Source organism: uncultured Roseobacter sp. (assembly GCF_947495275.1).
In the GTDB taxonomy this organism is placed as follows: Bacteria; Pseudomonadota; Alphaproteobacteria; order Rhodobacterales; family Rhodobacteraceae; genus Roseobacter.
On the sequence record NZ_CANLYL010000012.1, the window covers coordinates 81,108 to 105,722 of the forward strand.

A 24,615-nucleotide genomic window follows, 5' to 3' on the forward strand; every position below is an offset into this window, starting at 1 on the left:
GTTTCCAAAGGGACGTAACGGTTAGGAGTAGTACAATGAAGAATACAGTATTTATCGCTTTGATTGCAGCAACTTCCATAAGTCTGGCGGCTGGATCGGCCTTTGCAAAAGGTAATCGCCATGGCGCACCCATCGATTTCGAGATCCTCGATAGCGATGGCGACGGGAAGGTCACTCTTGAAGAGATGCAGGCACATGGTGCCGCACGTCTGGCCAAGGTTGATGCGGATGGCGATGGGTTTTTGACCTTGCCAGAAATCGAGGCGGCGGCCAGTGAGCGCGCAAAGCAGCGCGCAAGCCGAATGATGGATCGTCTGGATGCTGATGAAGATGGCAAGATTTCGGCCGAGGAGTTGGAAAATTCCGGTCGCGCGGAGCGACGTTTCCAACGGGCGGATAAGGACGGAGATGGCGCTGTGACCAAAGCCGAGTTCGATGCGGCAATTGCCAAGATGAGAAAGCACCACAAGGGTGGGGCGCGTTCTGAGTAAACAATAGTTTCGCTGGTGGCGGCATGCCTTGATCGGTGTGCCGCCAGTATCTAACGATGCTTTGGATGGATATGCCACGGGATACGCTTTCGACGCTGAGCGATGACGCTCTGATGGTGCTTTACGCCAACGGCGATCCCGCTGCTGCACGCGCCCTCGCAGGGCGACTATTGCCCCGTGTTTTCGGCCAGGCGCGGCGGATGCTCGGTGATGACGGTGAGGCTGAGGATGTCGCGCAGGAGGCAATGGTGCGGTTGTGGCGAATTGCGCCCCGCTGGCGACAGGGCGAGGCGCAGGTGAGCACCTGGCTTTACCGGGTTTGTGCCAATCTGTGCACAGATCGGTTACGCAAAAGGCGCCATGTCGCCCTGGACGAGATCGCAGAACCGGAGGACCCGGTGCCGGGTGTCGAAAGAAAAATGCAGGAACGGTCTCGTGATGATGCGCTGCAAGGGGCTTTGAATGCACTGCCGGAAAGGCAGCGACAGGCCGTGATCCTGCGACATATTGAGGGACTGGCAAACCCTGAAATAGCTGCCGTAATGGAAATCAGCCCACGGGCGGTGGAAAGCCTGACTGCGCGGGGTAAACGGGCGTTGGCGGCTCTTCTGGCCGGTAAACGTGCAGAACTGGGATACGACGATGACACCTCATGATGATGACGATATGACCCAGGTGGATCGGCTGCTGAAAGCGGCGCGTGATGGTGAACCGGACCTGCCATCAGGTTTGATGGCACGGGTTTTGGCCGATGCTGACGCGATCCAATCGCAACCGGCGCGCCCACCGATGCCAGCTCGACCGCTTTGGGCGCGGCTGAGCGAGGCGCTTGGCGGGTGGCAAGGTATGGGCGGACTGGTCGCGGCAACCTGCGCTGGTGTGTGGATAGGGTTCAGCCCGCCTGCATCGGTTCCCGATGCGGGTGCCTTGATACTTGGGTATGAGGCGGGCGTGGAGGAGAGTTCGACAGCAGAATTGACCAGCTTTGGCTGGGATCTGGACGAGGGATAGATCATGCAGACTGAAATGGAACGCAAGTCAGGCACGTCGCGTCGTATCAAGATATTGCTTGGCGTCTCACTGGCGTTGAATCTCGCTGTCGTGGGATTGGTGGCCGGAACTCTTTTGCGCCACGGTGAAGGCGGGCGCGGAGGGTTGCGGATGGCGGGATTGGGGGCTTATGGACTGCCTTACATGATGGCGCTCCCGCATCATGAACGGCGCGCGGTGATTCATTCCGCGCGCGAGGGGAGCCCGGAGGGGTTTCCAGATCGGGCTGCGCGACGGGCACTCTATGCGGAAGTCCTGAGCGCCTTGCGCAACGTTCCCTACGATCCTGAAAAACTCTCAAAGGCTGTCGAACGGCAGGCCGCGACGACGATTGCCGTGCAGGAAGCCGCATTGGGCGCCTGGATGGAGGTTGTCGGCGGTATGACTGATGCAGAGCGTGAGAACTACGCTCAGGATGTCGAAGAAGTGCTGCGCCGAGGCCCCCGCCGACGCAAGTAGTCCTGGATGCTTCATCCGTCCTGCTCAGGCAGCAGGGCGGTTGAGATTGATCTGGTTCCGGCCCTGCATTTTGGCGGAATAGAGCGCTTTGTCAGCCGCATCCAGCAGCACATTGGCGTCGAGGGTTTCCGCGCGGTCCTGTTTGGACCGCAGCCCGCCGATGGTCACACCGATTGACACCGTCACCTTGATCGGTTCGTCTGCCCCGGGTACGATAAATCCGCGCCCGCCGATCTTGCGACACAATCTGCTGGCCGCGACACGGGCTTCCGTGAGCGGGGTTGCGGGCATGACGATCAGGAATTCTTCGCCTCCGATCCGGGCCACGAGATCAACACCGCGCAAGTTATCCCGTAAGCGCTGGGCCGCTTCCACCAGCACAGCGTCTCCGGAAGCATGGCCATAAAGATCGTTGATCTGCTTGAAATGATCCAGATCAGCCACCATCACGGCAAAACTTCTGCCCGTTGCCGCGGCGTGTTCGGCCACCCGTGCCAGATGAGGCATGGCGTAACGACGGTTGTGCAGCCCGGTCAGCGGATCGGAAACAGCGGCTTTCAGCCCGGTGCGTACGGTTGCGCGCAACTGATCTGCAATACGCTTGCGTCGCAGCATCGCTTTGACCCGGAGCGTCAGTTCAGCGGCCTCGAAGCCGTCGGTCATCAGGTCATCGGCCCCTAAATCCAGCGCATAAGCCCCCAAGCCGGGATCCGGCCGGGACTGCAGCACCAAAATTCCGGCGTGGCGTGTTATCGCGGTGGCGCGAATGGCGGCAAGCAGGCGCAGAACGTCGCTGTTGCTGCCGTCATCTCCGGCCAGAGATAAGATGAACACATCGGGCACTTTGCCGGGAGAGAGGTCCCGCAGCGCAGTTTCCGGGGCGGTAAAGCTCAGGTCCGTGCGTAGGAGGGGTCTTAGCTGGCTGATCCAGCTATGCGCCGTGTTTGCGTCCGATCCCACCAGAACCGCGCGTCCCGGCGGACCGAAATCCATGGTGTCTTCCGCAAAACCAAGGGCTCTTGAGGTATCGTCGCGCATTTGCCATTCCGCCGCAGAGTTGTGCGCGCGAATGAGGCTTCGAACGCGCGCCAATAGAAGGGTGTCGTCAATCGGCTTCAGCATGACATCCTGAACGCCGGCCTCCAGAGCTTTGAGGCGAGAATCTGCATTGGGCCGGCATCCCACCACCATGATCGGAATGGCGCGGGTCTGGGCGCTGCGGTGCAACCGGCGGCAAAGCTCAGCCGCGTCACAATCGGGTAGAGCCATGGCTGAAATGATCAAGTCGGGGTCATGGCGAAGCGCTGCAACACAGGCCTCGTCGGCCGTTGCCGCCTGTACGACTTCGTAAAATGCCGAGGCAAGTTTTACTTTAAGTACAATGCGATTGGTCGAAATCGCGTCTACGATGAGAATTTTTCCCTGCACGCTCTTCGCGTCCTTTCAAGGGTGAACAACCGCTGTTCGACATTGCACTCAATTTGGTTAACAAAGGGTTGCGAATGTAACGCCAATTATGGGTAGGTACGCCATGTACACGCGGGAATCCGCCGAGGTTCTGGCCCTCCAGATTCTGGGGTGGTTGGCAGGGAATGAAGAGTTGCTGCCGGTATTTTTAGGAGCGACGGGCGCGTCTGAGACAGACCTCAGGGCAGGGGCAAGCGATCCTGCCTTTCTGGGATCCGTACTGGATTTTATCACCATGGATGACGCCTGGGTTATCGCCGCATGTGATGCGATCGGCGCCAAATATGACAGTCCGATGCAGGCCCGTCAGGCCTTGCCAGGCGGGGAGCAGGTGAACTGGACATGAGCGGTATCAAAGGGGTCCTTTTTGACAAGGACGGCACGCTTTTCGACTTCGCTGCAACCTGGGAGGTCTGGGCGGTCGGGTTTTTGGAGCGCATGACCGGGAACACGGAAGACGCCGCACATCTGGGCGCGCAGATCGGCTTTGACTATGCAGCTCAGAGATTTTCACCAGATAGCCTCGTCATCGCGGGAACACCCGGAGAGGTTGCGCAAGCCCTGATGCCATTCCTGCCGGGGACCTCTTTTCAGGACGTCCTGAACATCTTGAACGAGGAGGCGGAGATGGCGCCGCAGGTCGAGGCGATCCCGCTGGTCCCGTTCCTGAACGATCTGAGCGCGCGCGGTCTGCGTCTTGGTGTTGCGACAAATGATGCCGAAGCACCGGCGCGGGCGCATCTGAAGTCTGCCGGGGTGACCGAGTTTTTCGATTTCATCGCAGGTTTCGACAGCGGCCATGGGGCCAAACCTGACCCCGGTCAACTGCTGGCCTTTGCTCAGATGTTCTCAATCGCCCCTGAGGCTGTTGTGATGGTGGGGGATAGTACGCACGACCTTATCGCCGGTCGCGCCGCCGGGATGCGATGTGTGGGCGTCTTGACCGGTCTGGCGGAACGCCACGTCCTGGAGCCGCTTTCCGAGGTCGTACTAGACGATGTCGGCGGGTTGACGGACTGGATCGCGGCGCAGTCCTAGCAAGTTCAGACAATTCCATATGTAGTCAGCTCCTCAAAAGCGACGCATCACGTCGCAATTGAGACGGCGACGGCACCAGTGCTCTGCCCTTTATGAAAGGATCAGATGTGCAGGGAGCAAGACATGGCCAGATCATCGGATCGTCGCAGGACAAGAAGTGGCGGGCGCGCCGGCGCGGCAAACCGGCGCGGTACGGCCGTCATCGAGCAAATGCCCTGGAACCCGCCGGTCAATCTTGATCGACCGACGGAGCCTTTGACACCCGAAGGGGTCGAGGCAATTCATGATGGTGCCATGCGCATTTTGGAAGAGATCGGTGTCGCCTTCCTCAATCCCGAAGCCGTAGATATTCTGCGCAAGGCGGGATGTGACATAGACGGCGAAAACGTCAGGATGGGCCGCGATTTCGTTATGGAGTGGGTTGCGCGCGCGCCTTCCGAATTCACCCTGACGCCGCGAAATCTCGATCGGCAAATCACCGTGGGCGGGCGGAATTTGCTCTTCGGTAACGTTTCTTCGCCACCCAACTACTGGGATATGGAACTGGGCACGAAGGTCCCGGGCACGCGTGAGATGTGTCGCAACCTGCTCAAGCTGACACAATATTTCAACTGTATCCACTTTGCCGGTGGGTATCCTGTAGAACCGGTCGACCTGCACGCTTCGGTCAGACACCTCGACGTCCTTTATGACAAGCTTACCCTGACGGATAAGGTCATGCATGCCTACTCTCTGGGCAAGGAACGTGTCGAAGACGTCATGGAAATGGTGCGTATCGCGGGGGGGCTCACCCATGAAGAATTCGACGCCAGCCCGCGCATGTATACCAACATCAACTCTACCTCGCCGCTCAAGCACGACTTTCCGATGTTGGATGGCTGGATGCGGTTGGCGCGACGCGGACAGGGTCTGGTGGTGACGCCTTTCACGCTTGCAGGGGCGATGGCCCCGGTGACGATGGCAGGTGCCGTTGCGCAGTCTTTGGCCGAGGCCCTTTGCGCGGTTGTTCTGGCGCAAATCATCAATCCCGGATGCCCAGTGGCGATTGGCACCTTTACCTCGAACGTTGATATGAAATCGGGTGCGCCCGCGTTCGGCACACCGGAATACATGCGCGCAACCCAGATGACAGGGCAATTGAGCCGGTATTACGGTCTGCCGATGCGCTCCAGCGGTGTTTGTGCCGCGAATGTACCGGATGGTCAGGCGATGTGGGAGACGTCGAACAGCCTCTGGGCCGCTGTTCAATCAGGTACAAACATGATCTACCACGCTGCCGGCTGGCTCGAGGGCGGATTGATTGCCAGCCCAGAAAAGTTCATTATGGATTGCGAGATACTGCAGCAAATACAACGATATATGGACCCTCAGATCACGGAGACGGGCCCCGATGAAATCGCATTGGACGCGATCAAATCTGTTGGAAACGCTGGTCATTTCTTCGGAATCCAACATACGCAGGATCGCTATACCAGAGCCTTTTATCAACCGTTCCTGAGCGATTGGAAGAACTACGAAGGGTGGGAGGTTGCAGGGGCTGTCTGGACGCCTGAACGCGCACATCTGATGTTCAAGGAGATCATTGGCAGCTTTGAGGCACCCCCGCTGGATATTGCCATTCGGGATGAGTTGGCGGATTTTGTTGCGCGCAGAAAGGCCGAAGGTGGCGCACCGACCGATTTTTGATCAAACTGCGATAAATCCAACTCATTAGAATTGCACATGTTCGTCAAATCTTAACCGAAAAGCGCCATCGTTTCCTGTGTATATGGGAATGAGGACTTCATGCACGGGCTTGTGAATAGGGCGATTCAACGCTTTGTCGTTGATACCTACGGGACTGCTCAATGGGCAGCCTCGGCCAAACGCGCGAATCTCGATTTTACCGAATTCGAGGCGATGTGGACCTATGAAGATGAGCTCACACCGCGGGTGCTTGCGGCAGTCTGTGACGTGCTGGACCGCCCCTACGACGAATTGATGGAGGATATTGGGACCTATCTGGTGTCCCATCCAAACCTGGCCGCACCGCGTCGGTTATTGCGATTCAGCGGTGTCAATTTTGTTGAGTTTTTGCATTCGCTTGACGATTTACACGATCGGGCGCGACTTGCCGTTTCGGATTTGATGCTGCCCCACCTTGAATTGCGTGAGCACTCGGCCAACAGCTATAGCCTCAATTGCCAAGGGGACCTCCCTGGCTATGGGCATTTGTTCACCGGGGTTTTGCGGGCGATGGCCGATGATTACGGGGCCTTGGTCTTTCTCGAACACAAGGGGTCGAAGGACGGTGTCGAAACCGTCGCCATATCGCTGTTGGAGGCGGAGTTTGCAGAAGACAAGGGGTTCGAGCTGGGAGTTGGTGTGACGTGACGAACTGTGAACTCTCTCAAAATTTGTTGAACGTCATGTGTCCCATGCACGTTGTCCTTGATCGAACCGGTCAGATCATCCATGCCGGTCCCACGGCAAGAAAACTGTTGTCTGATCAAGAAATAGTCGGTCAAGCCTTTCTGAAACTGTTTGAGATCAATCGCCCACATGAGATTTCAACGATTGAGGGCCTGCTGGCGAAGGCTGGCAAGAAATTGCATTTGCGGCTTCGGAATTATCCCAACCGCTCGCTCAAAGGGGTTTTGATGGAAGGCCCCGAGCGTGACCAGATGACGGTCAATCTGTCTTTCGGCATTTCCGTTGTCGACGCCGTTCAGGATTACAAGCTGACGGCCGCAGATTTCGCGCCGACAGATCTTACAATTGAGATGCTCTATCTGGTGGAGGCGAAATCCGCTGCCATGGAGGCGTCACGTCAATTGAACCTCCGGCTTCAAGGCGCGCGGGTTGAGGCCGAGGCGCAGGCGCTTACCGATACTCTGACGGGCCTGAAGAACCGGCGCGCCATGGATCAAGCTCTCGAAGAATTGGTCGCGTCTGGCGATAATTTCGCGGCAATGTTGATTGATCTGGATTTTTTCAAAGCAGTCAACGATACGCTGGGTCATGCCGCTGGCGACTTCGTTTTGGAAGAAGTTGCTTCAATAATGCTGCGTGAAACACGTAGTCGGGATGTGGTTGCACGTGTGGGAGGGGACGAATTTGTCTTGCTGCTCCGCGAGATTGACGATCCCGTCAAGGCTGAACGCATTGCAAAGAGGATCATAGACCTGCTTTCGGAGCCAATGATTTTCGAAGGACTGGAATGCAAAATCTCGGCGAGTGCAGGGACCGCGATGTCGTCGGATTACGACATCGTTTCTGCTGATCAGATGCTGATCGATGCCGACCTCGCACTCTATCAAAGCAAAAGAGATGGACGCGGTCGACATATGTTCTTCGTACCCAGTATGGTCGAAAACGGTACAAATCCGGTGCAACACCAAAAAGACGATGCTTTGACAAAGCAAGCTTGATGGCTCCGTTCCGCGAAAGCTTCCTCCTCGGGCTGTCTTGAAGATCGGTACATCAACAGGACCCTGAAGAAACGTTCGAAGATCCAGCTCGTTCCAGTCACGCAAGAAAATCTCTGACTGCCCCATCAGGGTCGTTTCTCTTCAGAATGTCCAAGTGACTGGTTTTGTATGAGGTAGGAACGAACGCTGTTGTCAAACGCGCGTGTTTATTTCCGATGCCCGCAACGGGATTGGATTTTGAATCGCTGGAGTTGGAATGGATTTGGAAAAGCGTGGACAATTCCGCTTCTAACTCACCGCGCCATATAACGGCCTCTCGATGAGAGAGAGAGAATGCTGTAAGATACTGATTTCAAGTAAAAATGGTAGCCCGTAGGGGAATCGAACCCCTCTTTCCAGGTTGAAAACCTGGCGTCCTAACCGATAGACGAACGGGCCACTTGGCTGTGAGCGGTTGATTAGGCAATCCGTGCCTGCGGCGCAAGTGGAAATTTCACGATCTTGAAAGAAACTTGAGCAGGGGGTGCTTTAGGTCGGCGCGGCGTCTTCAAGCCGTAGCTGCACCGTTTTGCGCCCACGCCAGGTATTGATATCCAACCGTCCCGCAAGATGAAAACGGGCGCCACCGTGGTTCTCGAGGGCGGGACCGATCTGGCCGTCGAAGGCACCAAAACAGATCGCTTCCATCGTCGCACCAGCGCTGTCACCAAAAGTGATCTTCAGGTGCGTTTCTCCAACCCGTTTTGCAAACCGGATCGCCATATCCGCAAAAGCATATCGGGGTGCTGCCGCACTGGCGCCAAAGGGGCCTGCCTGCTCGACCATCTCGGACAATTCAATCGTGGCAGCAGCGGGCATCAGCAGACCATCAAGCTTCAAATCCGCGGCGCCAACCAAATGCGCGCCCTGCTTTTCCAGTAATTCCGTGAGGCGCGCCATTGCCGCTTCGATCTTTTCTTCTGTCACCGTGAGACCGGCCGCCATCTTATGGCCGCCACCTTTTTCCAATAGCCCTTCTGCGGCCAGCCGCTGAATGGGTTGTCCCAGATCGATCCCCGAAACAGAGCGCCCCGACCCTTTGCCGATACCATTTTCAACCCCGATGACAATGCTCGGACGTCCGGAGGTTTCCTTTAGGCGCGACGCCACGATTCCCACAACGCCGGGGTGCCATCCCGGACCCGCTGCCCAGACCAGCGCAGCATCCAGCCCGCGCTGTTCGGCCTGTTCCAACGCAGCCGCGCGCACCGATGCTTCGATGTCCCGCCGTTCCGTATTGAGGACGTCTAGCCTTTCAGCAAGGGCTGTCGCTTCATGGGGGTCGTTTGTGGCCAGAAGTCTTGCGCCCAGATCCGCGGCACCTATGCGTCCGCCCGCGTTGACGCGAGGACCCAAAAGAAACCCCAGGTGATATGCCGTCGGGGCTGTATCCATGCGCGCAACATCGGCAAGGGCCGCCAAACCGGGTCGCGACCGTTGGGCCATAACGCGCAACCCCTGGCGCACAAATGCGCGGTTGATGCCAACAAGCGGGGCGACATCTGCAACGGTTGCCAAAGCAACCAGATCAAGCATCGCCATCAGATCCGGCCCGACCTTGCCAAGTGTGCGCAGCTGCCGGCCCAATTCGACCAGGATCAGAAAAACAACTGCGGCGGCGCAAAGATGCGATAGTGCGCCGGTTTCATCTTGCCGGTTCGGATTTACGACCGCGTATGCCGGGGGGAGGGTCTCATCCCCAAGGTGATGATCGAGCACCAGCACATCGGCTTGCTTCGCGGCAGCGATCGGACCATGGGATAGGGTGCCGCAATCAACGCAGATGATCAAATCATGGCTGGCTGCCAATTGCGCCATGGCTGTGTCGTTGGGGCCGTATCCTTCGTCAATCCGGTCCGGCACATAAAGGGTCGCCTGACGCCCCAACGCGCGCAGCCAGTTTAACAGCAGCGCCGCAGAAGCGCCGCCATCCACATCATAATCGGCAAAAACGGCGATTTTTTCGCGCTTTTCAGCGGCTGCCAGGATGCGCGCCGCAGCTTTCTCTGCATCTTTCAGGGTATGCGGATCCGGCAGCAGGTCCCGGAGGGACGGCGTAAGAAAAGCTTCCGCCTCTTGCGGCGTCACGCCGCGACGGGCGAGGATTTGCGAAACCGGACGGGGCAGGCCGGAATGCTGAGAAATAGTTTCTGCGGCTCGGTCAACCTCCAGGGCCGGCCCCACCCACCGGCGACCCGTCAGGCTCTTTTCAACGCCGAGAAAGCTCACCTGATCTCCCTTGGGGTCATTCTTGCGCTCAGGGAGGGCATCTCGATCTCTTCTCCGGTTGCGATCAGCTGGCGTGGACCGGTGTGCGATAGTTGATGCGGCGTACCGAGCCGGTCTTGGACCGCATGATCAGCGTTTCGGTGGTCATCCAACCTGGCTCACGTTTGACCGCGGGAAGAATGTTTCCGTCGGTGACGCCTGTGGCGGCAAAGATCACATCTTCGGTGACCATGTCATCGCGGCGGTAGATTTGGTCGAAATCGGTAATGCCCGCTTTCCGCGCTCGACCGCGTTCATCATCGTTGCGAAAGAGCAACCGACCATACATCTGGCCGCCCATGCATTTCAATGCGGCTGCCGCCAGAACGCCCTCTGGGGCACCGCCGGCGCCCATATACATGTCAATGCCGGTTGACGGGTCGGCACAGTGCATCACACCGGCAACATCGCCGTCGGTGATCAGCCGAATGGAAGCACCGGTAGCGCGAACTTCCTTGATCATTTCTTCATGGCGGGGACGTTCCAGAATGCATACGGTTACATGCGCCGGGTCGCAGGCCTTGGCCTTTGCAAGGGCCGTAACACGTTCGCCCGGCGACATATCGAGGGTGACAACATCTGTGTCATAGCCGGGACCGATTGCCAGCTTGTCCATGTAGACGTCGGGGGCATGCAGCATCGAGCCGCGAGGCCCCATCGCAATGACGGTCAGGGCGTTTGGCATGTCCTTTGCTGTCAGCGTTGTGCCTTCGAGCGGATCAAGTGCGATGTCAACGCCCGGTCCGTTGCCGGTGCCTACCTCCTCGCCGATGTAAAGCATGGGGGCTTCATCGCGCTCGCCCTCACCGATGACGACAACACCGGCGATATCAAGCATGTTAAGCTGTTCGCGCATGGCGTTGACCGCCGCTTGATCAGCTGCTTTTTCGTCTCCGTGACCAACCAGACGGGCAGAAGCCAAAGCGGCGGCTTCAGAAACCCGGGCAAGCCCAAGAGAAAGCATACGGTCCTGAAATTCGGCATGGGAAGGCATGAAATCGTCCTTGTTGGGTGTTTGTTATGGTGTCAGATCTAGCTTTACGAGACCGTACAGACAACCGTTAGTCATACCGCCTCGATGCGCAGCGCAACCGGGCTGCCCGCCAGAACGTCCGTTGATTGCATGGCATCAAGCGCGGTGCGCAATGCGTCGGGCGTGGTTTTATGTGTTACGATCAGGACCGGCGCGGAAGTATCTTCATGACCGTATTGCCGCATCCGGTCGATGGAAACGCCCGCTTCGCCCAGGACTTTAGCGACCTTCGCAAGGGCACCGGGTTTGTCGTCGAGCGACATGCGCAGATAGTAGGGCGCGGGCAGTTGTGTTCTGGCGGGTGTGGCGGTCGTCAGTTGACCGGCAGGCAGGCCAAATACCGGACCGCGCCAGCCTTTGGCGATGTCACAAACGTCCGCCATGACGGCGCTGGCGGTGGGGCCTTCGCCCGCGCCGGGTCCGCGCAGGACGATCTGACCCACGGCATCCCCTTCCAGCACAACCATGTTGGTGCCGCCATCAAGCTGCCCAAGAGGCGAGCTGTCCGGAACCAGGCAGGGCTGCATCCTTTGTTCGAGCCCACGGCCGGTTTTCTGCGCGACACCAAGAAGTTTTATCTTGTATCCCATATCAGCGGCCGCACGAATGTCTTCGATGCTGACGCGGTCAATGCCTTCCAGCACGATCCCGTCGAAATCCACCTTGGTGCCAAAAGCAAGAGTGGCCAGAATGGCCAGTTTGTGGGCCGCATCAATGCCGCCCACGTCCAGCTGGGGGTCGGCCTCCAGATATCCAAGCCCGTCGGCTTCCGCAAACACTTCAGCGTAGCTCAGCCCCGCGGTTTCCATCCGTGTCAGGATATAGTTGCATGACCCGTTCATCACCCCCATGACGCGCGTTACGTCATTTGCAACCAACCCCTCAGTCAGGGATTTGATGACCGGAATGCCGCCAGCGACCGCAGCCTCGTAGCGGAGCGCGCACCCCTTTTGTTCGGCAGCTTCTGCCAGTGACTGCCCATGCATAGCCAAAAGCGCCTTGTTGGCTGTCACGACATCTTTGCCCGCAGCGAGTGCTGCCTCGACGGCCTTCTTGGCGGGCCCCTCGTCGCCACCAACAAGCTCGACGAAAACATCGACGTCGTCGCGGGTGGCCAGAGAAACGGGATCATCTTCCCAATCGTAGCTGCCAAGCGCCACGCCGCGATCCTTGGATTTGTCACGCGCCGAAACGGCCGTGATCAGAATTTGCCGACCGGTACGCGCGCTCAACAAGTCGGCGTGCTGCCGGATGATCCGAACCACGCCCACGCCCACGGTGCCCAATCCGGCGATTCCAAGGCGAAGAGGTTCAGGCATGACTACAATTCCTTTGAAGAGTGGCAGGAGAGTTGTTTCGCGCCCTTTAACCCGTTCGGCCTGCCCGTGCAACGCGCTTGGGTCTATTGCAGGCTTTCTTCCAAACGGTTGCGTTCTTCGCTTGCCAAAACCGAGCCGCGTAACCTGTTGGCACGTGCTTGCAAACCCGACGCCCTTGCTTGCAACTGTTCTTCTTCGGCAGCCAAATCTGTTTCCGATGCGACCACCTGGCTCAGCAACGGATCCAAGGGCACGAGGTCCGGGTAATCGGCTGCCTCAGCCTCGGCGCCGGTGGCGTTTTCGACTTCGGGGAACTGCGTGCAGCCCGTGGTCAACAAAACCAAAATTATCAGGGCTTGAATGCGCATGAGGCGAACTCCGTCTGGTCTTTCCACTCTTGCCCGAAGCGGCAACAGGGCGCAAGAAGGGTTGTTTTGAACGTTCGTTCAGTTAACGTGGTGGTATGGCTCGCACGGCAGGATCACATTCAGGCACAACCGGCCCCAGGGTGCGCGATGCGGCGATGACGCTTTTTGCGCGTCACGGTTTTGCGGCGGTCTCAATGCGGCAGATTGCAAGCGAAGTGGGCGTGCAGGTTGGTGCGCTTTACAATTACACACCTGACAAGCAAACACTGCTGTATGATCTGATGCGTGGACATTTGGATGCTTTGCTGGAGGCATTTACGGATGACCCGACAAGGAAGCCCGAAGAGCGCCTGCGCAGCTTTGTGCAATTCCACATTCAGTTTCATCATGAGCGCCCAGATGCCGTTTTCATCGCATATATGGAATTGCGAAACTTGACGCCGGAAAATTTCTCCCGGATCGAAATCCTGCGAAAGACCTATGAAGACCGGTTAGAGGCCATTTTGCATGCAGGTGTTGCTTCAGGAGACTTTGATGTTCCTGACACGAAAATCGCAACGCTTGCGGTTATTGCGATGTTGACGGGCGTAAACACGTGGTTTCGCGCAGGCGGTCGCCTTTCGCTGAAAGACGTTGAAGGGCAATACTGGCAAATGGTGCGAAAGGCGGTTCTGGCGCAGCGCCGTGATTGAAGGGTGTCAGCGCCCCTCATTTAATCAACATATGTGATGCATTACATGATATATATTCGTTTTAAGAATTTGTTGCCTGCCTCTATATCGAGGGGTGTCCGCTTATCGGGCAAGTTTCGAAGAGGATGATCACATGGTTTATGAAACGACTATACCGGGCAAAAGACTGGCCAATCGTGCGATAGCAAATTTCTCGCAGGCCGTTCTCTTGGTTGGGTTTGGGGTTCTGTTTGGATTGATTCTGGCTCAGGCACCGGAGCGGTCCGCTTCAGCGAATTGGGAAGACGGGCTACAGGTTGACCCCATTCATGGCGAAGACTGGCACGGAAATGTGCGGCGATCTTCTTCACCGCGGTGACGACTGATTTGCCCACCAATCATTCGGTTTCTTGCGGCCGCCGCGTTTTCGGTCCAGCCAAAGCGCGACGGCCCGTAAGGGGGATAAGGCGATCCGAAGCCAGAGCCGGTTTTGCCATTTGCTGAAATCTCGGTTGAACGGGCAGACACGCATGCAAATGGCGCAATCCGATGCGAGTTTGGCCCAGAACCCAAAACACTTCTCGGCATCAGACGTCCACTTTCGCACGCCCTTTAATGCAGAAATATTGGCTCCTCCGATCTCGGGCGCGCCAAATGGCAATGCTTTAACGGGGCAGGCTTCCGCGCATTTGGTGCAGATATCGCAAAAGGCCCTAACGCCCAAAGGACGCGGCGTGTCGTGTTCCAGGGGGAGTGAGGTGAATATCTTGGAAAAGCGCAAGCGGGGGCCATACTCAGGGCTGATCACCAGTTGATTGCGGGCATATTCGCCCAGCCCGGCCTTGAGAGCATAGGGAATGACCAATGCGGTATCGTTCATCGAAGGGACGGCCTCGTACCCCAGGTTGCGGATATAGGCGGCGATCTGCATCACAGTCGCGGCCTCCTGACTATAGGCGCGCCCGGTGGCAGCCCCTGCCAGAGCTGCTGGATATGTGGCAACCAGATCGGCGTCCATTTCGTGTCCCAGAACGATGACGGATGTGATGCCTTCGGGAAGATCATTCGGGACCTCAGACATGTCTCTGACGTCCACACGGGCGCTGTAGTGCCAACGCGGGTCGATCGCGGTGATGCCGCAAAGGTCAGCTTTAAAGAACTTCGATATGCGTTTGATCTCTTTTGACATTTCTGCCGGGCTATCAACATTGACCTTCTCGGGCGCCACAGGCGTGTCCGAGCTGATGGGGGCTTGAAACCCTTCCCGGCGACCGTCCTGTGCATGTCGGTCGGTCATGATGTCAGAAATCAGCCACGAGGCATTTCTCAACGCAAAATCACGCTGGCCAAATCCGTCTCCGCGCCTTGGAATGGCTTCCATCCGATAGGAGGCAAAAAATGCATCTGTCTGTTTGGTCTGAACCGACGAATCCCAAAAAGCGCGCGTAAAGATGTCGTTTTTCTGCGCAAACGGTTCGAAGGCATCGGTGGTTTCGATGCCGGCCTGAGCATCAGAGGCGTGTGGCGTTGAAGTATCCTGCATGCTGGCAAGCCTACGCAGCGGATTGAATGCGTCAATGTCTAAGGTCGCAAACAGACGCGACTCAGAGACATCGGCCACATCAACTGACGCAAATTATAGATGTCTGGAGACTGTGATGAAGGTAGGTTTCATTGGCTTGGGAAACGTTGGTGGCAAGCTCTGCGGCTCCCTCATCCGCAACAAGATCGATGTGCAGGTGCATGATTTAAATGCGGAATTCGTGTCAGAAAAGGTGGCCCTCGGCGCGCAGGACGGGCAAAGCCCCAGTCAGATGATGCAGGCCTGTGATGCGGTAATCACCTGCTTGCCGACGCCCGCTGCCTCTTCAGCCGTTCTTGAAGAAATGTTGCCACATGTGCAGCCGGGCAAGATCTGGATGGAAATGTCGACGACTGATGCTGCCGAGGTCAAACGTCTCGCAGCCCGTGTTGCTGAACGCGGTGGATCAGCGGTGGATTGTCCGGTTTCCGGGGGGTGTCACCGCGCCGACACCGGCAATATTTCCATCTACGCCGGCTGTGATCGCGCGACCTTTGATCGTGTTTTGCCGATCCTAACCTGCATGGGGCGGCGTATTCTGCACGTGGGCGATGTCGGAAATTCCAGCGTTCTCAAAGTGATGACCAATTATCTTGCCACCGCGAACCTGCTGACACTATGCGAGGCCCTGACGGTCATGAAGGCCGCCGGAATGGATTTGGGCATGACATACGAGGCGATTGCCATGTCTTCGGGCACGTCGTTTGTGCACGAAACGGAGAGCCAACTGATCCTCTCGGGCTCTCGTGACGTGAACTTCACTATGGATCTCGTGCAAAAGGATATCGGTCTGTTCCAAAAACTGGCGGATACCTTTGACGTGCCTTTGGAAATTTCGCCTTTGCTCATCGAAATGATGTCCGACGGGCAACGCAGATATGGGGATCGCGCGCAATCCAATCGCATGATCGAACGATTGGAAGAAGCGACAGGCCTAAGCGTTCTCGCACCGGGCTTTCCTCAGGAACTCGTGGATGACGAGCCGGAAGAGCCCGGATACGAGGTGACACCTAATCGCTAGATCAGAGCGCCGTTCGCAGACAGCGTGGTCTTGCCCGCGAGATAGGGCGCCAGCACATCGGGCAGTCTGACGGACCCATCGGCCTGTTGGCCGTTCTCCAGAACCGCGATCAGGCAGCGCCCGACGGCCAATCCTGATCCGTTGAGCGTGTGCACGAATTGTGGTTTGCCGCCGTCTGCGGGTTTGAAACGGGCATTCATGCGCCGGGCCTGAAAGTCACCTGTGGTGGAGACAGACGAAATCTCGCGGTATGCGTTCTGACCGGGCAACCAGGCTTCGATATCGTAGGTGCGCCGCGCGCCAAAGCCCATATCACCGGTGCACAAAATGACCGTGCGGTAAGGGATGCCAAGCCGCTCCAGCAGGTCTTCGGCACAGCGCAGCATGCGCTTTTGTTCATCGTCCGACGCATCGGGATGGGTGATGGAGACCATTTCCACCTTTTCAAACTGGTGCTGGCGCAGCATGCCTGCCGTATCACGCCCCGCCGATCCGGCCTCCGAACGGAAACAGAGCGTGTGCGCGGTCATGCGGCGGGGCAGGTCACTTTCCTCAAGCACATCACCGGCCACGGAATAGGTCAGGGTGACCTCCGAGGTCGGGATCAGCCACCAGCCGTTTGTCGTCTGGTAGCTCTCATCGCCGAATTTTGGCAATTTGTCCGTACCGTACATCGCGTCGTCGCGCACCAATACCGGTGTCTGATGCTCGGTCAGCGCATTTTCATCCACATGAGTGTCGATCATGAATTGCGCCAGCGCGCGGTGAATGCGGGCAACGGCCCCTTTGAGCATGACAAAGCGCGCCCCGGATGTTTTCGCCGCCGTCTCGAAGTCCATCGAGGCATTAACACCGGCAATCTCATAGTGCTCCTTTGGCGCAAAATCGAAGGTGGGCAGTTCCCCCCAACGGGCCACTTCAACGTTGTCTTCTTCATCGGCGCCTTCGGGCACGTCCTCCGCCGGGATATTGGCAATGCGCGCCAGCATGTCTGTCAGTTTGGCGTCCAGTTCCTTAGCTTCGGCCTGCATGGTCGCGACCTCGGCCTTCTTGTCGCCAACCAGGGCGCGTAGCCGCTCAAATTCAGCCTCATCACCGGCAGCTTTGGCGGCACCCACCTGTTTGGACGCCTTGTTCTGCTCGGCTTGCGCGGTTTCAGCCGCGCTGATCTTGCCGCGGCGCGCTTCATCCAAAGTAAGGATATCCGAGGAAATTGCAGCATCGCCACGTCGCGCCAGAGCGGCGTCAAAGTGTTCGGGGTTTTCGCGAATGGCACGGATGTCATGCATGGCGGCTGTCCTTCGTCTGAGTCGTCTTTGCCACGAGCTTATGACCGATCTTTTACCGACACGTAACCAAGAGTTTGAGTTTTGACGACTGCGAATGGGCTGCCGCGTTGCACGCCAAGCTACATAAGGGCGTTTTTGCGCTTGCCAGAGGGCGGATGCGAAGCTCAACTAACCTGCACAGGGTCCCTTGCAAAGCAGCGTCACAGACCATAGGTTCCGCCAAAATTCGGAGCCAGCATCTGCCGGGTCTCGATCACTCCAGAAGGACATTTTACATGGAAGCTTTCGCACAATTTGTGCCCCTTATTCTGATCTTCGGGATCATGTATTTTCTGCTCATCCGGCCTCAGCAAAAGAAGGTCAAGGAACATCAGGCGATGGTCTCCGCATTGCGCCGGGGTGATCAGGTGGTTACGCAGGGCGGCATCATCGGAAAAGTTGCCAAGGTCAAAGACGATGGCGAGCTGGAACTTGAGATTGCCGATGGCGTGAAAGTGCGTGTGGTGCAATCCACCATTGCGACCGTCCTCTCCAAGACCGAACCGGCGAAGTAATACCGCCCTTCAACGCTTTGAAAAGGCGTCCTTATGCTCCAGATTGATCTTTGGAAACGGATCACGATTTGGCTGACCTGCGCGGTCGGGTTGTGGCTCGCCGTTCCAAACGCCTTTTACACGAATGTTGAAAAACACAATGATGCGGTCGCCGCGATCGAGTTGGGCGGCAGCGCAACCGAATTTGCCGGTGATCTGAGCCTTTGGCCTGAATGGATGCCTTCTGGGCTGGTAAATCTGGGGCTTGACCTGCGTGGTGGTGCCCATTTGCTGGCCGAAGTTCAGGTGGAGGATGTCTACGAGGCGCGGATGCAAGCGTCATGGCCGGAGCTACGCCGGGCGCTGGCGCAGGAGCGCGCGACCATTGGCACCATTCGGCGCCAACCCTCTGATGATGATGAGTTGCGTATCCGCATCAGCCAGCCGGAAAATATGGCGCAGGCGCTGGAGATCGTGCGCGGTCTCGCGCGTCCGGTTCAGACCCTCACGGGCGTGGGGGCAAACGACATTGAAGTGCGCGCTGAAGATGATGTGCTGATCGTTAATCTTTCTGAAGCGGAAAGACTGGCGACGGATGAGCGCACCATCCAGCAAAGCCTTGAGATCATTCGCAATCGTATTGATGAGGCCGGAACGCGCGAGCCAACGATCCAGCGTCAGGGCGCAGACCGGGTGCTCATCCAGGTTCCGGGCATCGGTTCGGCGGCAGAGCTGAAGAAATTGATCGGAACCACGGCGCAGCTTACTTTCAACCCGGTTGTCACGCGCGGAACCGACCCTGATGCATCGGCGGGTATCGGCAACAAGATTGTTCCATCGATCGATGAGCCAGGCACATTCTACACCATCGAGGCCGCCGCGGTGGTCACAGGCGAAGAGCTTGTTGATGCACAACCGGCATTTGACCAAAACGGCCGTCCGGCGGTGAATTTCCGGTTTAATACCTCTGGCGCGCGCAAATTCGGCGACTACACCGCGGAGAATATCGGGTCCCCCTTCGCCATTGTCCTTGACGATGAAGTTGTCAGCGCCCCGACGATCCAAAGCCATATTCCGGGCGGGTCAGGTATCATCACCGGCCGCTTTACGGTTGAGGAATCGACCCGTCTGGCCGTGCTGCTGCGGGCAGGGGCCTTGCCTGCGGAACTGGTGTTTCTGGAAGAGCGCACGATTGGCCCTGAACTTGGCCAGGACAGTATCGACGCCGGCAAGATTGCGACGGTCGTGGCCTTCGCGGCGGTGCTGGTGTTCATGTTTCTCAGCTACGGCCTCTTCGGGTTCTTTGCCAATATCGCACTGATCATCAACATCGGGCTGATTTTTGGCCTGCTCAGCCTCATCGGGGCCACGCTGACGCTGCCGGGTATCGCGGGCATCGTGCTGACGGTCGGGATGGCGGTGGACGCAAATGTGCTGATCTTTGAGCGTATCCGCGAGGAACTCAAAACGTCCAAAGGACCTGCGCGCGCCATTGAGTTGGGCTACGAGAAAGCCCTTAGTGCCATTCTGGACGCCAATATCACGACTTTCATCACAGCGGTAATACTCTTCGCAATGGGCTCCGGTCCGGTGCGCGGTTTTGCGATTACGCTGGGTCTGGGCATCCTGACATCCGTCTTCACGGCAATTTTTGTGACCCGGCTTTTCGTGGTCATGTGGTTCGAGCGCAAGCGCCCGAAAACAATCGAGGTCTGATATGCGTCTGAGACTGGTCAAGCAGAACACGAACTTCGATTTCTTCAAGCGCTGGAAGATGTGGCTGGGCATTTCAGGCCTTATGATGGTTGTCGCCTTTGCGTCCTTCATGATCCAGGGTCTGAATTTTGGCATTGACTTCCGGGGCGGCACGACGATCCGGACCGAGAGCCCGATGCCGGTCGACATTGGTGTCTATCGCGACGCCATCGCGACGCTGGAGCTGGGTGACGTGTCGATCACCGAAGTGTTCGATCCGACATTTGAGGCGGATCAGAACGTGGCGATGATCCGTATTCAGGCGCAAGATGGGCAGGAAGCCGTGACAGCGGATGTCATCGAGGCTGTCGAGCAAGCACTGAAAACCGTGCGCCCGGACATCAAATTCATCTCGGTGGAATCAGTGGGTCCAAAGGTTTCGGGCGAGCTGATCCAAACCGCCGCCATTGCGGTTGTCTTGGCCATCGGGGCTGTGCTTGTCTACATCTGGCTGCGGTTTGAATGGCAGTTTGCCCTTGGCGCGGTGCTGGCCCTGGTGCACGACGTCATCCTCACAATCGGGGTCTTTTCCGAGGTGCAAATCCGCTTTGACCTTGCGATCATTGCGGCCCTTCTGACCATCGTCGGCTATTCGCTGAACGATACCGTTGTCGTTTTCGACCGAGTGCGGGAGAACCTGCGCAAGTTCAAGAAAAAGCCATTGGCCGAGGTGCTGAACATTTCGATCAATGAAACATTGAGCCGGACGTTCATGACCTCTTTTACTACCTTGCTGGCGCTGATTGCGCTCTTCGTTCTTGGCGGCGATGTGATCCGCGGGTTCGTTTTTGCCATGATCTGGGGCGTGATTGTCGGTACTTACAGCTCAATCTTCGTCGCCTCCGCCGCCCTGCTGTATCTGGGCGTGAAACGGGACTGGTCCAAACCAGACGCAAACGCCGGGAACCAATACGCCAATATAGATGCCTGACGCACTGGCGCAGGTCTTCACGACCCCGGGACTGATCTGGCTGTTTGGCGCGGTTGTGGCCGCTGGTCTGGTGCGCGGGTTTGCGGGATTTGGCAGCGGCATGATCATCATGGCCGTGGGATCGTCGGTTCTGGAGCCGGTCTCTGCCGTGATCTTCATGATGATGGCGGAATTGCTTGGACCTTTGCCAAATCTGCGCGCCGCGTGGCGCGACGGTGCGCCGCGCGATGTCGGCCGGTTGATGATCGGGGCAACGCTCGCCGTCCCTGTCGGTATCTGGTTTCTCGCAAACGTGTCGGGCGATGCATTCGGCTGGGTGGTTTCCATCACCGTGCTTGCGCTATTGTCCCTGCTGATGACCGGCTGGCGGTACAAAGGGGAACTGACCCCAAGACTGACCGTGGGAACAGGCGCACTCGGCGGGCTCATGTGTGGATTTGCGGGTGTCCCGGGCCCCCCGGTCATCATGCTCTATATGTCCAGCCGACTGCCAATCGCTGTCATTCGCGCCAATTTCCTGCTCTATCTTCTGGCCATTGACGTGGTCATGATCGCGGTTTTCTGGGGCAGTGGCTTGTTCGTCTGGGAAGTAGCGGTCCTTGGATTGATCGCAGGCATTCCGAATGTGATTGCAAATATCATCGGCGCGCGCCTTTTTGACCCTGACGCCGAGGCGCTTTTCCGCCGTGTGGCCTATCTGGTCATTGCCGCATCGGCTATTCTGGGCTTGCCGATCTGGAAATAGGAGGGCCCATGCGTCTCAATGAAATCTCATTTACCGATGCAAAACCGGTCGAAGGTTACGGGCCGGGGTTCTTTCGGATCGGAGGTAAGGTTCTTCAGGGCCCGATCCTCGCGGGGCCGCGTGGCACACAGTCATGGGGCGGATACAAGGATAGCGCCTGCCTGTTGGATCTGGTGGATGACATCGATGTGCTCTTCGTGGGAACCGGGGCGGAAACGGCCCATTTGCCCACAGAGTTACGCACGCAACTCGAAGAGGCGGGGATGGGCGTTGAGGTGATGGCAACACCTGCTGCCTGCCGCACGTACAATGTTCTGCTGAGTGAAGGTCGCCGTATCGCTCTGGCCATGATCCCGGTGTGATCGGGCTTTTGTACATCTGTGCAATCGGCTAACGCTGGCAATATGGTATTGGAAGTGCGCGATCTGAGTGTTGAGCGGGGGGGTATACCCGTTTTGACAGGCCTGTCATTCGACCTTGCAGCAGGGCAGGCCCTGATCTTGCGGGGTCCAAATGGAGCCGGGAAAACCACACTTCTGCGCACATTGGCGGGGCTGCAACCCGCGCTTTGCGGGGAGATCAGCGGAACCCAGGAGACCATTGCCTATTCAGGTCATTCGGACGGTCTGAAAGCGATGCTGACCGTTGCGGAAAATCTTACCTTTTGGGCAGAGGTCTTTGGCCAGAAAGGGATTGATCGGGCAATGAAGGCCTACGCGTTGGAGCCGCTGGCGGAGCGTCTCGCCGGCACCCTGTCTGCGGGACAAAAACGCAGGCTTGGCCTTGCGCGACTGCTGGTCACGGCCCGCCCGATCTGGATGTTGGATGAACCAACGGTGTCGCTCGATACTCAGGCGGTTGCCCAGTTTGCCCAAGCCGCGCAGGCTCATCTGATGTCAGGTGGTGCGGCGTTGATCGCGACGCATATCGACCTTGGCCTTGAAGCGCAGGTTCTCGATGTCGCGCCCTACCGGGCAAGGCTTGATGCGAAAGCCGGTGCCAGTGACGAGGCCTTCCTGTGAAAGCACTGCTGATCAGAGACCTCAAGCTGGCGTTCCGGGCGGGCGGTGGGTTTGGCCTTGGACTGGCTTTCTTCCTGATCGTTACGGTTCTGGTCCCGTTCGGGGTCGGTCCGCAATCGGAGCTTCTGGCCCGGATCGCGTCAGGCATATTATGGCTCGGCGCTTTGCTGGCCTGCCTGCTGTCACTGGACCGGCTTCTGGCACTGGACTGGGAGGACGGTACGCTGGACCTGCTGGCCACCTCGCCATTGCCCCTTGAGGCCGCGCTGAGCACCAAAGCCCTGGCCCATTGGCTCACGACAGGTCTGCCACTGGTTCTGGCATCACCGGTTCTGGGCATACTGCTGAATCTGCCGGGAGCGGGATATTTCTGGCTGGTGATCTCGTTGCTGCTTGGAACGCCAGCCCTGTCTGTCATTGGTATCTTTGGCGCGGCGCTGACCGTTGGCGTCAAACGGGGTGGCTTGTTGCTGTCGCTGCTGGTCCTGCCGCTTTATGTCCCGACACTCATTTTCGGGGCCGAAGCAGCCCGGCGCGGCGCAGCGGAGCTCGACCCAACCACGCCCCTGTTGATGCTGGCCGGGATCACGGCCGGTACAATCGCCGTCATGCCTTTTGCCTCGGCCGCTGCCTTGCGGGTGAACTTGCGGTGATCGCGGCCATTTGTCCATTGAGCCGCGTCCGGCAAGCGATTAGGTAAAGCGCATGTCTTTGTGGGAATATGCCAATCCGGTTCGTTTTCTGAACTTAAGCGCGCGCGTTTTGCCTGTGTTTTGGGGGCTCGCGGTGGCCTGTCTAATCGTTGGGCTGATCTGGGGGTTTTTCTTTACGCCGGATGATTTCCGCCAAGGCTCCACGGTCAAGATTATCTACCTGCATGTGCCCTCAGCGATGATGGCAATCAATGCCTGGGTGATGATGCTGGTGGCCTCGTTGATCTGGCTGGTCCGCCGTCATCACGTGTCAGCGCTGGCAGCCAAGGCAGCCGCTCCTGTTGGCGTGGTCATGACGCTGATCGCTCTTTTTACCGGTGCTATCTGGGGGCAACCCATGTGGGGCACCTGGTGGGCCTGGGATCCGCGGCTGACATCGTTCCTGATCCTGTTCCTGTTCTATCTCGGCTACATTGCGCTCTGGGAGGCCATCGAAGATCCGGATACGGCGGCGGATCTCACCTCTGTGCTGTGTCTTGTTGGCTCGGTTTTTGCGGTGCTTTCACGATACGCTGTGAACTTTTGGAATCAGGGCCTGCATCAGGGCGCTTCACTGAGCCTCGACAAGGAGGAAAACGTGGCAGACGTGTTCTACATACCCCTGTTGGTCTGCATCGCGGGTTTCGTGCTATTGTTTATTGCTCTGGTCCTGTATCGCACGGGCACTGAAATCCGCCTGCGGCGGACCCGGGCGCTTCAGGCGCGGGAGGGGCGTGCCTGATGCCCGATCTGGGGAAATATGCAGACGCGGTCCTGTCGGCCTACGGTGTGTCGTCGTTGCTGCTATTGCTTCTCGTGATCTTTACGTTACGCAAGGGCCGCGCTGCGCGTCAGGCACTGGAAGATGTGGAAAAAAGGAGCAAGACAAATGGCTAAGGTCTCTCCCCTGATGATCGCACCGCCGCTTCTGTTCGCGGGCTTTGTTGCTCTTGCGGGGATCGGCATGTTTCGGGACGATCCCAACCGCTTGCCGTCCACAATGATCGGCCAACCTGCGCCCGGGATTACCGAAGACGCATTGGGGGACTACCCGCCCGTTACACCACAGGCGATGGCGACAGGTCAGGTCACATTGGTCAATTTCTGGGCGAGCTGGTGTCCGCCGTGTCGCGCCGAACACCCCAATCTGCTCAAAATGGCCAGTGAGGGGATGCCGATCATAGGGGTGAATTTCAAAGACACCGAAGGCCCCGCAAGCTCGTATCTGGATGACGATGGGAACCCCTTCAAAGCAGTGGCTTACGATCCTCAGGGACGCACTGCCATTGATTGGGGCGTTACCGCGCCGCCGGAAACCTTCATTCTGGATGCGGACGGCACAGTCTTGTTTCGATTCGCCGGCCCCTTGGTGGGCAGTGACTACGAACAGCGCTTCCTGCCCGCTCTCGAAAAGGCGATGTCGGGCGGGTAA

General features: G+C 57.9%; 28 protein-coding genes and 1 tRNA gene. 21 read left to right on the plus strand and 8 right to left on the minus strand.

What is annotated here, in order from left to right; all coding sequences use genetic code 11:
* Positions 1–35: 35 nt before the first annotated feature.
* From Q0802_RS19265 to Q0802_RS19280, 4 genes are all read left to right on the plus strand, one after another.
* A complete protein-coding gene (locus tag Q0802_RS19265) occupies positions 36–491 on the plus strand; it encodes a calcium-binding protein (protein WP_298921326.1) in 456 nt (151 codons plus the stop codon).
* Between the two features lie 65 nt (positions 492–556).
* The gene (locus tag Q0802_RS19270; protein WP_298921328.1) at positions 557–1,147 is read left to right on the plus strand and encodes an RNA polymerase sigma factor; all 591 of its coding nucleotides are present in this window, start codon (positions 557–559) and stop codon (positions 1,145–1,147) included.
* On the plus strand, positions 1,134–1,502 hold the full coding sequence (locus tag Q0802_RS19275) for a hypothetical protein (protein WP_298921330.1): 369 nt from the start codon (positions 1,134–1,136) through the stop codon (positions 1,500–1,502). Before Q0802_RS19270 ends, Q0802_RS19275 begins: the two co-directional genes overlap by 14 nt.
* A 3-nt stretch (positions 1,503–1,505) precedes the next feature.
* Positions 1,506–2,000: a periplasmic heavy metal sensor gene (locus Q0802_RS19280; RefSeq protein ID WP_298921332.1), complete on the plus strand. Its 495-nt coding sequence runs from the start codon at positions 1,506–1,508 to the stop codon at positions 1,998–2,000.
* A 24-nt stretch (positions 2,001–2,024) separates the two neighbouring features.
* Here Q0802_RS19280 and Q0802_RS19285 read toward each other — a convergent pair whose 3' ends face one another.
* A complete protein-coding gene (locus Q0802_RS19285; protein WP_298921334.1) occupies positions 2,025–3,428 on the minus strand; it encodes a diguanylate cyclase in 1,404 nt (467 codons plus the stop codon).
* 103 nt (positions 3,429–3,531) lie between these two features.
* On the opposite strand from Q0802_RS19285, the gene Q0802_RS19290 reads away from it, so the two are divergent.
* The 5 genes from Q0802_RS19290 to Q0802_RS19310 all read left to right on the plus strand — a co-directional run bounded on the left by Q0802_RS19290 (position 3,532) and on the right by Q0802_RS19310 (position 7,915).
* The gene (locus tag Q0802_RS19290) at positions 3,532–3,813 is read left to right on the plus strand and encodes a DUF3572 domain-containing protein (RefSeq protein ID WP_298921336.1); all 282 of its coding nucleotides are present in this window, start codon (positions 3,532–3,534) and stop codon (positions 3,811–3,813) included.
* Positions 3,810–4,505 (plus strand): HAD family hydrolase, encoded by a 696-nt coding sequence (locus tag Q0802_RS19295; RefSeq protein ID WP_298921338.1) that lies wholly within the window; start codon positions 3,810–3,812, stop codon positions 4,503–4,505. The genes Q0802_RS19290 and Q0802_RS19295 overlap by 4 nt, the downstream gene beginning before the upstream one ends.
* A gap of 123 nt (positions 4,506–4,628) precedes the next feature.
* A complete protein-coding gene (locus Q0802_RS19300) occupies positions 4,629–6,191 on the plus strand; it encodes a trimethylamine methyltransferase family protein (RefSeq protein WP_298921340.1) in 1,563 nt (520 codons plus the stop codon).
* 99 nt (positions 6,192–6,290) lie between these two features.
* Positions 6,291–6,878, plus strand: coding sequence for a heme NO-binding domain-containing protein (locus tag Q0802_RS19305; protein ID WP_298921342.1), 588 nt, complete (start codon positions 6,291–6,293; stop codon positions 6,876–6,878).
* Positions 6,875–7,915 carry a diguanylate cyclase gene (locus Q0802_RS19310; protein ID WP_366523341.1) on the plus strand — a complete coding sequence of 347 codons (1,041 nt, stop codon included), beginning with the start codon at positions 6,875–6,877 and terminating at the stop codon, positions 7,913–7,915. The genes Q0802_RS19305 and Q0802_RS19310 overlap by 4 nt, the downstream gene beginning before the upstream one ends.
* Positions 7,916–8,278: 363 nt before the next feature.
* On the opposite strand, the gene Q0802_RS19315 is transcribed toward Q0802_RS19310, so the two are convergent.
* From Q0802_RS19315 to Q0802_RS19335, 5 genes are all read right to left on the minus strand, one after another.
* A tRNA-Glu gene (locus Q0802_RS19315) sits at positions 8,279–8,353 on the minus strand.
* Positions 8,354–8,443: 90 nt separating this feature from the next.
* Positions 8,444–10,183, minus strand: a complete 1,740-nt coding sequence (recJ, locus tag Q0802_RS19320) for a single-stranded-DNA-specific exonuclease RecJ (RefSeq protein ID WP_298921345.1) — start codon at positions 10,181–10,183, stop codon at positions 8,444–8,446.
* A gap of 64 nt (positions 10,184–10,247) precedes the next feature.
* On the minus strand, positions 10,248–11,216 hold the full coding sequence (gene glpX, locus Q0802_RS19325) for a class II fructose-bisphosphatase (protein ID WP_298921347.1): 969 nt from the start codon (positions 11,214–11,216) through the stop codon (positions 10,248–10,250).
* A 71-nt stretch (positions 11,217–11,287) separates the two neighbouring features.
* Entirely contained in the window at positions 11,288–12,574 is a 1,287-nt protein-coding gene (locus Q0802_RS19330) for a homoserine dehydrogenase (protein WP_298921349.1), read from the minus strand.
* An 83-nt stretch (positions 12,575–12,657) separates the two neighbouring features.
* A complete protein-coding gene (locus Q0802_RS19335) occupies positions 12,658–12,942 on the minus strand; it encodes a hypothetical protein (RefSeq protein ID WP_298921350.1) in 285 nt (94 codons plus the stop codon).
* Positions 12,943–13,037: 95 nt separating this feature from the next.
* Between Q0802_RS19335 and Q0802_RS19340 the strand changes: the two genes are divergently transcribed.
* A complete protein-coding gene (locus Q0802_RS19340; protein WP_298921353.1) occupies positions 13,038–13,634 on the plus strand; it encodes a TetR/AcrR family transcriptional regulator in 597 nt (198 codons plus the stop codon).
* 346 nt (positions 13,635–13,980) lie between these two features.
* On the opposite strand, the gene Q0802_RS19345 is transcribed toward Q0802_RS19340, so the two are convergent.
* Complete coding sequence (locus Q0802_RS19345) at positions 13,981–15,156, minus strand: reductive dehalogenase domain-containing protein (RefSeq protein ID WP_298921355.1); 1,176 nt, start codon at positions 15,154–15,156, stop codon at positions 13,981–13,983.
* A gap of 115 nt (positions 15,157–15,271) precedes the next feature.
* Between Q0802_RS19345 and Q0802_RS19350 the strand changes: the two genes are divergently transcribed.
* The gene (locus Q0802_RS19350) at positions 15,272–16,216 is read left to right on the plus strand and encodes an NAD(P)-dependent oxidoreductase (protein WP_298921357.1); all 945 of its coding nucleotides are present in this window, start codon (positions 15,272–15,274) and stop codon (positions 16,214–16,216) included.
* Here the strand turns inward: Q0802_RS19350 and serS are convergent.
* On the minus strand, positions 16,213–17,505 hold the full coding sequence (gene serS, locus Q0802_RS19355; RefSeq protein ID WP_298921359.1) for a serine--tRNA ligase: 1,293 nt from the start codon (positions 17,503–17,505) through the stop codon (positions 16,213–16,215). The genes Q0802_RS19350 and serS overlap by 4 nt on opposite strands.
* A gap of 275 nt (positions 17,506–17,780) precedes the next feature.
* Here serS and yajC point away from each other — a divergent pair, with 275 nt between their 5' ends.
* Genes yajC through Q0802_RS19405 form a run of 10 tightly spaced genes read left to right on the plus strand, consistent with a single transcriptional unit; the run spans position 17,781 to position 24,615 of the window.
* The gene (gene yajC / locus Q0802_RS19360) at positions 17,781–18,059 is read left to right on the plus strand and encodes a preprotein translocase subunit YajC (protein ID WP_298921361.1); all 279 of its coding nucleotides are present in this window, start codon (positions 17,781–17,783) and stop codon (positions 18,057–18,059) included.
* A gap of 33 nt (positions 18,060–18,092) precedes the next feature.
* Positions 18,093–19,754: a protein translocase subunit SecD gene (gene secD, locus Q0802_RS19365; RefSeq protein WP_298921363.1), complete on the plus strand. Its 1,662-nt coding sequence runs from the start codon at positions 18,093–18,095 to the stop codon at positions 19,752–19,754.
* Position 19,755: 1 nt separating this feature from the next.
* Positions 19,756–20,724, plus strand: coding sequence for a protein translocase subunit SecF (secF, locus tag Q0802_RS19370; protein WP_298921365.1), 969 nt, complete (start codon positions 19,756–19,758; stop codon positions 20,722–20,724).
* Entirely contained in the window at positions 20,717–21,469 is a 753-nt protein-coding gene (locus Q0802_RS19375; RefSeq protein ID WP_298921366.1) for a sulfite exporter TauE/SafE family protein, read from the plus strand. Before secF ends, Q0802_RS19375 begins: the two co-directional genes overlap by 8 nt.
* 8 nt (positions 21,470–21,477) lie before the next feature.
* Positions 21,478–21,831, plus strand: a complete 354-nt coding sequence (locus tag Q0802_RS19380; protein WP_298921367.1) for an Mth938-like domain-containing protein — start codon at positions 21,478–21,480, stop codon at positions 21,829–21,831.
* A 42-nt stretch (positions 21,832–21,873) separates the two neighbouring features.
* Complete coding sequence (ccmA, locus tag Q0802_RS19385; RefSeq protein WP_298921369.1) at positions 21,874–22,491, plus strand: heme ABC exporter ATP-binding protein CcmA; 618 nt, start codon at positions 21,874–21,876, stop codon at positions 22,489–22,491.
* The gene (ccmB, locus tag Q0802_RS19390) at positions 22,488–23,144 is read left to right on the plus strand and encodes a heme exporter protein CcmB (protein ID WP_298921371.1); all 657 of its coding nucleotides are present in this window, start codon (positions 22,488–22,490) and stop codon (positions 23,142–23,144) included. The genes ccmA and ccmB overlap by 4 nt, the downstream gene beginning before the upstream one ends.
* Positions 23,145–23,196: 52 nt before the next feature.
* A complete protein-coding gene (locus Q0802_RS19395; RefSeq protein WP_298921374.1) occupies positions 23,197–23,925 on the plus strand; it encodes a heme ABC transporter permease in 729 nt (242 codons plus the stop codon).
* On the plus strand, positions 23,925–24,080 hold the full coding sequence (gene ccmD / locus Q0802_RS19400; RefSeq protein ID WP_298921376.1) for a heme exporter protein CcmD: 156 nt from the start codon (positions 23,925–23,927) through the stop codon (positions 24,078–24,080). The genes Q0802_RS19395 and ccmD overlap by 1 nt, the downstream gene beginning before the upstream one ends.
* On the plus strand, positions 24,073–24,615 hold the full coding sequence (locus tag Q0802_RS19405) for a DsbE family thiol:disulfide interchange protein (protein WP_298921378.1): 543 nt from the start codon (positions 24,073–24,075) through the stop codon (positions 24,613–24,615). The genes ccmD and Q0802_RS19405 overlap by 8 nt, the downstream gene beginning before the upstream one ends.